We start from the raw sequence: 10,025 nt of genomic DNA, 5'->3' as shown, positions 1-10,025 counted from the left end.
AAACCACCCGTTTTACGGGTGGTTATGATTTATTTTATATAAACAAATGTTTAATGGATTAAACAAATGTTTACAAGAACAGAAAACTGTGTTATTCTTTGTTCATAGACGCAAGCGCTTACATCATAAAGCAAGGTTTATTTGGTAATAAGGCAATTATTTTCATAAATTTATTTAGAGAATATATATTTGTTAGAAAGCGGGAATGTTATGTTGAAAATTAAGGTAGGACCGACTGATGACATTCAAACGGCCATTAATAAAATTGGTGACTCCGGTGGTGAGCTAATTATTGCTCAAGGCGAACATCTAACCGGACCAATCAATTTGGTTTCTAATTTAACGGTTACTTTTGAAACAGATGCAGTTATAAAGTTTAAGAATAATCCGGAATTATATACACCTGTATGGACAAGATGGGAAGGCATTGAATGTTACGCCATGCACCCGTTGATGTACGCAAATGGTAAAGAAAACATTGTCATTCGCGGTAAAGGTGTTGTCGATGGATCAGGTTCTAGTTGGTGGGATAAATTTAGAAATATCGAACAGGAGGATCGTACTTTACCGAGAGAAAAGTATGAACTTGATTTAGCCAAACTGAATCCTGATTACAAAACTAGAACAGGAGGTGGTGGACGCCCGTCAACACAATTTCTACGACCGCCATTAATACAGTTCTGGAAATGTCACGATATTAAATTAAGTGATTTTACGCTTGAAAATTCACCTTTTTGGACGTTACACATGGTTTATTCAAATAAAATTAGTATCGATAATATGACTTTTTCAAACCCAGCAGAGGCAATTAATACGGACGCAATGGATATTGATTCTAGCGAAGATGTGACTGTGAAGAATTGTTTGTTAGATGTTGGGGATGATGGGGTAACTCTTAAATCTGGTTCTGGTGAAGACGGAATTCGTGTTAATAAACCGACTAAAAATGTAAAAGTAAGTGATTGTAGAATTTTAGCTAGTCATGGTGGAATTGCAATTGGATCAGAGACTGCAGCTGGTATAAGCGATGTAGAAGTTTCAAATTGCACATTCGATGGCACTAGAAGAGGTATTCGTCTTAAGTCACGACGCACTCGAGGCGGAACGATTGAAAATATTAATTTGTCGGGATTAAAAATGGATTTGTGTTGGTGTCCAATTTCGTTGGAGCAATATTTTGCACCAGGTGTATTGCCTGAAGAGGAAGCAACTGTTCTTGATGAGGGACCTCAGCCAGTAGATGAAACTACACCACACATCAGAAATATCAGTATTAAAAACATCAAGGCAACCAATGTCAGAGCCACTGCCGCTTTCATTGTTGGGTTGCCTGAAGCAAATATTGAGAATGTTGAAATTGAGAATTTTGATTGGTCACTAGCAGATAAGGATAACTTATTACCTACGTATAGAGCTGAAGAAACGGGTGGTAGATTTCATGACGACGACAGAGGCATCAAGACAATCAATGTCAGCAATTTGGTCATTAATGGTAAAAGAATTGGGTAGTTAAAATAGTGGAGGAAAACAATGGAAAATAAAAAGAAGCGTTGGGTGTATACACCGCACAAGATTTCTGTTTGGCGGTCAATAGGATACGGTATCAATGATATGAACGGTGCGTCTTGGGGAACATTAGTTGGTTCATATTTGATGTTCTTTTTAACCACCTACGGTAAGTTATCTGCTGCATCTGTTGGTATGCTATTTTTAATCGGTAAATTTCTAAATGCAATTTTTTCAATGATGGCCGGATCAATTTCTGATCGGTTATATTCAACTAAAATAGGACGACATTTTGGACGTCGACATTTGTTACTGTTAGTTGGAGCACTGTTAACAATTCTATTCTTCCCAATGCTATTCATGGTTGTTCCGGGGAGCTTCCTATGGTACTTGATTGCGTTTGTTATGGTTGAAACTGCCAATGTCATCATTGGTACTTCGTACGAAACATTAGCAACTGAAATGACTCCGAATGCGGATGATCGTGTCAAAATGTCTTCTATTAGACTATTCATTTCAGCATTTGCCACATTCTCTGTTTCAGCTCTACCAGCAACGTTGTTAGCTATTTTAGGTGAAGGTGCAGAAGCTTATACCATTTCTGGTATTACATTCGGTGTTATCTTTGCAATATGTACTTTAATCACTTATCGCTCAACTTGGGAACATTCTCCTGAAGAAGTTGAAGAGTTTGAGAGTGCAAATGGTTCTAATGAAGACAAAGAAAACAGTTTTATGGGTTCATTACGCGATTACTGGGAAATGCTCCGCAATAAATCGGCACATTATATGGTTTCCATTTACTTTATGACGTATTTCGCTAAGGATTGTTTCTCAACGGCGTTTTTATACTATGTTGTGTTCGTTTTAGGTTTATCTCAAACCATTGGTCAAGGAATCACATCACTATCATTTATCGGTATGTTAGTTGTTCCGGTTGCTGCATTTATGCTTATCAAAACCAAAAATCCTAAAATCAACTGGTCAACTTCATTTACTCTGATATTCATTGTAATGGCAGGATTCTTTGTTCTATCTATGCAACACACAAGTCTCGGAACTGGAAGCACGATTATTACATTAATTGTACTTGGCGTTTTCTGGCAAATTGGTCGTCAATTCCTGGAATATACTGCTTGGCAAGTTATTCCACTGGTACCGGATGTAGACACAATTGTTTCTGGTAAATTGAGAACTGGTACTTTCGCTGCTGTTCAATCATTTACTCGTCAATTAACAGGTGCTTTGGGATCAGCACTTCTTGGCTTCATTCTTCAATGGGGTGGCTTTAAAGAAGGTGCACTGCACCAAACCGCAACAGCACAAAATGCAATTATGATTGTCTTAATTGTTGTTCCAGTAATCTCAATTGCCATAGCATGGTGGATGGTCGCTAGATTTAATCTTAATCAAAAGACTCATAAGATTTTGCACGATGAAATTGATCGTCTTCAAGCTGGTGGTAGTAAAGATGACGTAGATCCAGATACTAAGTCACTTGTTGAAAACCTAACAGGCTACACTTGGGACAAAATTTGGAAAGTTTCTAAGTAATGTGAATTAATTTTGAATGTAATTGTCTACGGATAATTGTCAAAAGGGTATTAATTTAATTAGCATTATTACACGGATATTGTTAATTAAGTGCTAGTTAAGGAATTGGGCGGGTTTGACTAGCAAAATATTGATTACAAAAAAAGTAGTTTTGAAATACTCCCTTCAAAACTACTTTTTGTTTGCCATCATAAACAACCCGTCTCACAACACTAAACAAATACCATATGCTACAGTTGAATTGTAGATAAATTGAAGGAGGCTAAACAATGAGTGTGCAAGAAACGTTAATGCAGAAGCTTAAAAATGATGAAAATGAAATGATTGAAATTAGGGAGTATCTCCATGAACATCCTGAACTATCATTTCAGGAAAAAAATACATCTGCGTATATAAAAAAATATTATGAAAACTTGGATTGCACGGTAACTGACTATGGCGATGGTTATGGATTCGCGGTAGATATAGATAGCGGTAAGCCAGGACCAAAATTGGCGTTAAGGGCTGATTTTGATGCACTAGCCGTTCAGGAAGATAACGATTTACCGTTCAAATCGCAAACTCCTGGCGTGATGCATGCGTGCGGTCATGATGGTCATACCGCCTATATGATGGTTCTTGCTAAAAACCTGATTATGTTAAAAGATCAGTTAAAGGGTTCGATCAGGATTTTACATCAGCCGGCCGAGGAGGTTTCGCCGGGCAGTGCACAGTCGATGATTAAGGATGGCTGTTTAGCTGGCGTTGATAATATTTTGGGTGTCCACGTCATGTCATCGATGCCGATAGGAATGATTGGATATCATCATAAAGAAAGTCAGACAGGACGGTCCAATTTTACCCTAACGTTTACCGGTAAAGGTGGCCATGCATCCATGCCACATCTTTCCAACGATGCAATTGTTGCTGGTAGTTATTTTGTGACCGCCCTGCAAACAGTTGTTTCACGACGAATAAATCCATTTGATACCGCCAGTGTCACTATCGGTTCATTTGACGGAGTTGGGTCATATAATGCAATCAAGGAATCTGTGACCTTAAAAGGTGACGTTCGAATCATGAAAGAAGATACTCGTAAGACAGTTCGCCAGCAGATTGAACAAATTGTGCACGGTGTGGAGTCTATGTTTGGTGTTAGTGCAAAACTAGATTACGACGATAATTATCCAGTTTTGTACAATGACAGTCAGTTGGTGGATCAGGTAATTGAATCACTAAAGCAAGCCAAGATACCTGAAATTAAAATGATTGAAGATTGCGGACCACAAGATCCATCTGAAGATTTTGCTTACTTTGCACAGCAGGTGCCAAGTATGTTCTTTTACGTTGGTTGTCAAACTGCAGATGGAGCTAATCATCCTCATCACAGTCCTGATTTCATGATGAATGAGGACTGCCTGATTATTGCGGCTAAAGCTGTTGGAACGGCAACACTTGATTACTTGCGGGTTTAGTTTGTTTATTATGCGATAAAACATTTGTCATAGTTATACATTTAATTTTTAATTTCATCATTAATCAAATAGCGTAAATATGCGATGCTCAATAAAGTGAGTTACTTTAATGAATTCATTATGAAGGCTATCTTTTTTTAAGACGAAATTCGAAAATAATTCATATTTTCAGTCGATAATGTCTGCAAGTGGACAGGATGCCACGGATTAAAATGAATTGAGGGATGATTGCCGTGATACTAAAAATTATAATGGACGTGATGATTTACATGATTTTGTCATTTGGATTTGCCGTATTTGTGGGCAAATTTATCGCAGTGGGGGAAGAAAGCTAAAGAAATAGAGTGACCGATAAGTCGTTTAGGCCCAGTTATGTAGTTTGGTTAGACGGATATTCCTGGGCTTGGAATGTTTGGCTAACCAGCCTACATGGCAGGGGCCTGACTTATCTGTCACGTTTCAGCCCCCAAACCAACCAACACTTAACAAACACCTAAAATACATCAAAAAAAGAGACATCGTCATAACGGAGGCGATGTCTTTTTGGTTGGGGGAAATTGAATATTAATTAAAGAATGGTTTACTTTCAATTTTTATAGCCGAAACGTGAAAATTAGGGCAAATGTCTGCCATATAAGGAGAAAATATCAATATTCCAAACCTCGGGAATATCGATATTTTTTCCTTATATTCTGACATCTGGACGCCCTATTTTTCACTCTCATCAAACACATTCGGTCCCACCACCAGTGATTCTGCCAGTAAGACTTCGTTGTAGAGCTCATACACACAACTTTGATACTTAACTTCGCTTTGCGAAATGGCATCTAAATACTGTCGTTCTTGAGCAAATGCATTCATGAATGCCCGCATTTCAAGTTCCTTCTCGGAACCTGAAAAGTCGGAATGACGAACTACATCTGCCCAGGCACTGATAAAGTCCCTAGTAGCGGTAGTTTGATTCTGAGTAGTGAGATCAAAAATAACTGATTTTTTGACGTTATCTGGCAAATACATTTTTTCTACCGTTTCGATGCCACGATCTGCCATCGTTTTCCGTAACTTAATGGCTTCAGTCGTAACTTCTTTTTCGGTACTTAATTTAGGTAAAATGAATCTGAAAACAATTGTTGGCACGATTAAGCTCAGAATGATTAGCACGCTCGCTGAACATAACACTAGTTTTGCGTCTGCACTGGTTACATGTAGTTGTGAAACAAAATATGCTAAAGATAAGGTCACCGCCCCGTGAACACCGCCAAGTGAGAAAATCCAGCCATCGCGATTATTCATTTTGAATCTAACTCTTGAAAATGCGTAACGGACGATGATGTTAACGAGATAAAGTATGGCTCCAATAATTATCCAACGTGGTGAGTCGCCAAGTCGCTTGGCTGAAATAATGCTAACAAATAAGAACCCAAGAATCACAAATACGATGCTGTTAAAGACTTCGGTGACCATTGCGACCAAATCAACGCCAAAATGAATTTGTGGTGGGTTGATTAATCGACTGCGTTGAACCTCGGCATTGTGAACTAGTCCCGCACTCACTACGGCGATGATCCCCGAAACATGAATCATTTCACCAATAAAGTAAATTGTAAATGGTGTAACGAGGTACAACAACACTTGCGCATTCAAAGCATTGATGGTCGAACGTAGTAACTTTTGCCTGAATAAAATAATCAGCCACGCTAGGGCAAAACCAAAAATAACGCCGCCCACCGCAGAATAAAGAAAGTTTCCAACGGTCGCAGGAATATTAACGAAGCCGTTCACATACCATAACAGAGCCATGTTTAGTAAAATAATACCAGATGCATCATTGAATAGTGACTCCATTTTAAGTAACGCACCGTTTTTACGAGGAATTCTTAGTCCATTTGTGACCGATGTCATGGCTGTGGCATCAGTGGGTGTACTGATAGCAGCCATAATAAATGCCAACGGCATACTGATTGGTATGAGCGCTTTAATTGCTAAACCGGCAAGGACAAAGTCAATTAAGACAAGAACAATTGTCATTTGTAAGATGTGCCACAGTTTTCTGCCGACGAAGTTCAGCCTGGTAGCTTGCCCTTCGAAGAACAGTAACGGTGCGACAATGATTCCCATGAATATTTCAGAATTGAAGTTGTCAGTACTGCCTCGAAATGCTGGCAATAGGAAAAACAGCGCACCGATCACCATACTGATGTAATTAATGGAGATACGGGAAAATATTTGTGCCAAAAAAATGCTGACAATGGCAGCTAGGATCAAGGCAAAAATTAAAATCATGGACTGCATAGCGCTGATACAACTCCTTTTGTGTGAATTATTATAAGTTGATACTACCAGAAATTGGTTGAAATTAATTTTGTTGATCATGAAATGTTGAAATCGTTATCATGAAAAAATGAGTGCGAATGTGATGGCACCAAGGTTTGAAAGGTGTAGAATTGGCAACGATAAAAAGTAAGGGGGCGAAATTTTTGAAACAACGATCACAATGGATTTTACTATTGGCGACCTCGATGGTATCTTTCATGTCAACGATTGACGCAGGAATTGTTAATATTGCTGTGCCACAAATGTCACGCGATTTGAACGTGCCAATGAACGAAGCAGAGTGGGTGGTATCCGTATACCTGGTGCTGATTTGTGTATTGCTCATCTTTTTTGGTAAGCTATCCGATCAGATAGGACGCATTCCGATATTTCAAATTGGCACTGTGATCTTTGTGCTTGGTTCGTTAGGGTGCGGGATGAGTACTAATTTACCATTTTTGATGGGTGCTAGGGTACTACAAGGCCTCGGCGCATCGATGACGATGGCGACAAACTTTGGTATTATCACTCAGATCTTTCCAATTCATCGTCACGGTACTGCACTTGGAGTTAACAGCGCCTTTGTTCAACTGGGTAGTATTGCTGGCCCTGGATTAGGCGGATTAATTTTAGCTGCTTTGAATTGGCATTATATTTTCTTTATTAACGTACCGATTGGCATTATTGCTTTTGCATTTGGCCACCATATTTTTCCCAAGGAAGAACGCAAGTATCATCATGTCTCGATCGACTGGACAGGCTACCTGACATATGCGCTCGCAACTATTTTATTTTTCTTCGCGATCTATTGGGGCCAGTCTATTGGTTATGGCAAACCTCAAATTATCGGTTTACTCGTACTGACGGTTCTTTTAATCACCTTGTTCATTCGAATTGAAAAACGTGCACCTGAACCGTTATTGAATTTGAAAATTTTTAAGAATGCCGGCTTTTCCATTGGTATTCTTACCGCTATGATGGTATTTGCAACGGGGTATTTCAATAATATGATCATGCCATTTTATTTGCAGGAAACGTTGCATTATTCATCTGCGATTGCCGGATTAATATTAATGGCAGTTCCGATCGTGAACATTTTTAGTGCACCAGCCGCCGGGGTCATGAGCGACAAAATCGGTGCTGAAAAAGTATCTATGATCGCACTTGTCATTTTTATCGTTCCCGAATTGGTATTTGTAACTGTTGAACCATCGTGGTCAATCATCTGGTTAATCATTGGTTTAGGTATGTTTGGTCTCGCTAATGGTACTTTCCAAAATAACCCAATGATCATGGGCAATGCTGGTCAAGAATTTCAAGGAATTGCAGGTTCGATCGCTGCTTTGGCACGTAATTTAGGTATGTCGATTGGATTGTCATTGGCCACATCACTGCTCTATTTCGGGATTGGATTAAAGGCTGGTAAACACATCACAGCGTATCCATCGGCACATCCTGCATGGTTTGTATCAGGAATGCACTTTGCTTACGGATGGGCGTTAGGAATGATTGTGATTGCGCTGGTATTGATCGTTTGGTTGGTTAGGAGGCAGACAGCGAAGCAACACGGTTAGCTCGTGTAAAATAACGGAGTTGCGGTGATTAGGTCATGAGCTTGGACCTGATTGCCGTGACTCCGTTATTTTATGGCGAGCTGTGTTGCATAGCTGCTTTTAAGACAGACAGCGAAGCAACGCGGTTAGGTCTTAAGGATTAAATTAATAAAGACGGTATTCCCAAAATTTGAGAATACCGTCTTTGTTTTATTTTAAGTACATGATTAATTATTCAGGATAGTCCTTTTCCCAGTCTGGGGAAGTCCCAGTTTTACCAATGGCACTAATTTTATAATATCCACCAGATTTTACAATTTTGGCGCCATTATAAGTGAATTGTTGGACCTTCTTTTCATTATCTTTATAGAAGGTGTACTTCACTTGATAGGATACAGTGGCGCTCTTGTTGCCATCAGGGACGATACCTGTGACATCTGTGACTTCAACATCGTATGATTGATCGGAATCGAAACTATCAAAGGACTGGATCAATTCGTTGTAACCACTATTACTTTCCGCACCGACGAATAAGTCAGCCGTATTGGAATCACTAGATCCATATTGTGTACCAGAATAGGCTTGTTGTAATAATTCTTGAGCATCCGACTTGCCGACAACACCACTAAACATTGGTGTGATGGTGTTGCTGCTATATTCAAGCTCTTTTGCGACATCAATTGTCTTTGACTTTATGGTTTTACCATTAACAACCATTGTAACGTAAGCTCGTAGATCACCACTCATCGGGTAATTGGTGAATTTCATTTTACCGTTTTTACCAATTTTACCGACTTTCTTTCCATTCAGATAAACAATTGAGCCATTGTTGCCACGAACCGTGAATGTGGCTGTTTTTAACTCTAGATTAACATCGTTACTTCCACTGGTCAGGTTAACAGTTGATTTGTTAACCAAGTGACGACCTGAAATTGTGCCGTCAGACTTGAATGTGTAGGTGCCAGGAAAAACAGGCCCTACTTTGTAAGTCTTACTGTTGGAAGTAGTTGTCTTTAATTTTTTGCTACCTTGATACAATGAAACATCACTGTGATTAGTCTTTAGTTTTGCATATGCGGCCCGGACATATAGTTTGTATTTAGGGAAAAACAGCCAAGCGTGCCCGTCTTGCTGGAATGTGTAAGTATTATTATCATAGCTTTGACCATTTTCCAATGCAGACTTTAAATCTGCCAACTTTTCTTTATTATCACTAAAATAAGTTTGCATTGGCTTAACGCTTTTAGCATCGATCTTATTTTTCAAAGTTGGATCATCCGTTGCGACATGCTTTGCCAGACTACCGTTCTTTGTCGATAGGGCAGTCATGGTACGATTCAATTGGTTTTGCGGTGTGTAATAATTACGTAGAAATAGGAAACCACCGATTAAAATGACAACTACTGCGATAATGATACCCAACATTTTTTTACTAATGCTGACTTGCTTTTGAGGACCACCATTGTTGCCAGCTGGTTGTGTTGTATTTGTTTGATCAGATTGAGTTTGTCGTTGAGGTTGCTGTTCATCTGAATTTGGAGTGGTTGACGACTTTAAGCGCGTACCACAGTTAGGACAAAATTCGTCGTCTGAACTGACTTTATGGCCACAGTTGGGGCAAAATGAAATTTCAGCCATTTATAAT

At 39.2% G+C, this 10,025-nt stretch carries 6 protein-coding genes; 4 read left to right on the top strand and 2 right to left on the bottom strand.

The window, feature by feature from the left end:
• The first annotated feature begins 210 nt into the window (after nt 1-210).
• From FD16_RS07820 to FD16_RS07810, 3 genes are all read left to right on the top strand, one after another.
• A complete protein-coding gene (locus tag FD16_RS07820) occupies nt 211-1,509 on the top strand; it encodes a glycoside hydrolase family 28 protein (RefSeq protein WP_033386040.1) in 1,299 nt (432 codons plus the stop codon).
• Between the two features lie 21 nt (nt 1,510-1,530).
• Nucleotides 1,531-3,060, top strand: coding sequence for an MFS transporter (locus FD16_RS07815; protein ID WP_010622552.1), 1,530 nt, complete (start codon nt 1,531-1,533; stop codon nt 3,058-3,060).
• Nucleotides 3,061-3,329: 269 nt separating this feature from the next.
• Nucleotides 3,330-4,514 (top strand): amidohydrolase, encoded by a 1,185-nt coding sequence (locus FD16_RS07810; protein ID WP_010622553.1) that lies wholly within the window; start codon nt 3,330-3,332, stop codon nt 4,512-4,514.
• Nucleotides 4,515-5,222: 708 nt separating this feature from the next.
• On the opposite strand, the gene FD16_RS07805 is transcribed toward FD16_RS07810, so the two are convergent.
• Nucleotides 5,223-6,806 carry a cation:proton antiporter gene (locus tag FD16_RS07805; RefSeq protein ID WP_010622554.1) on the bottom strand — a complete coding sequence of 528 codons (1,584 nt, stop codon included), beginning with the start codon at nt 6,804-6,806 and terminating at the stop codon, nt 5,223-5,225.
• A gap of 185 nt (nt 6,807-6,991) precedes the next feature.
• On the opposite strand from FD16_RS07805, the gene FD16_RS07800 reads away from it, so the two are divergent.
• Entirely contained in the window at nt 6,992-8,401 is a 1,410-nt protein-coding gene (locus FD16_RS07800) for an MFS transporter (RefSeq protein ID WP_010622555.1), read from the top strand.
• 210 nt (nt 8,402-8,611) lie between these two features.
• Here FD16_RS07800 and FD16_RS07795 read toward each other — a convergent pair whose 3' ends face one another.
• Nucleotides 8,612-10,018 (bottom strand): zinc ribbon domain-containing protein, encoded by a 1,407-nt coding sequence (locus tag FD16_RS07795; protein ID WP_010622556.1) that lies wholly within the window; start codon nt 10,016-10,018, stop codon nt 8,612-8,614.
• Between the last annotated feature and the right edge of the window lie 7 nt (nt 10,019-10,025).

This window comes from Paucilactobacillus suebicus DSM 5007 = KCTC 3549 (assembly GCF_001434475.1).
In the GTDB taxonomy this organism is placed as follows: Bacteria; Bacillota; Bacilli; order Lactobacillales; family Lactobacillaceae; genus Paucilactobacillus; species Paucilactobacillus suebicus.
The sequence above is the reverse complement of the archived record's forward strand: the minus strand, read 5'-3'. Positions and strand labels throughout refer to the sequence as shown.

Coding starts and splice junctions, on each gene's coding strand:
- FD16_RS07805 (WP_010622554.1), bottom strand. CDS start 6,806: ATGCAGTCCATGATTTTAATTTTTGCCTTGATCCTAGCTGCCATTGTC.
- FD16_RS07810 (WP_010622553.1), top strand. CDS start 3,330: ATGAGTGTGCAAGAAACGTTAATGCAGAAGCTTAAAAATGATGAAAAT.
- FD16_RS07795 (WP_010622556.1), bottom strand. CDS start 10,018: ATGGCTGAAATTTCATTTTGCCCCAACTGTGGCCATAAAGTCAGTTCA.
- FD16_RS07820 (WP_033386040.1), top strand. CDS start 211: ATGTTGAAAATTAAGGTAGGACCGACTGATGACATTCAAACGGCCATT.
- FD16_RS07815 (WP_010622552.1), top strand. CDS start 1,531: ATGGAAAATAAAAAGAAGCGTTGGGTGTATACACCGCACAAGATTTCT.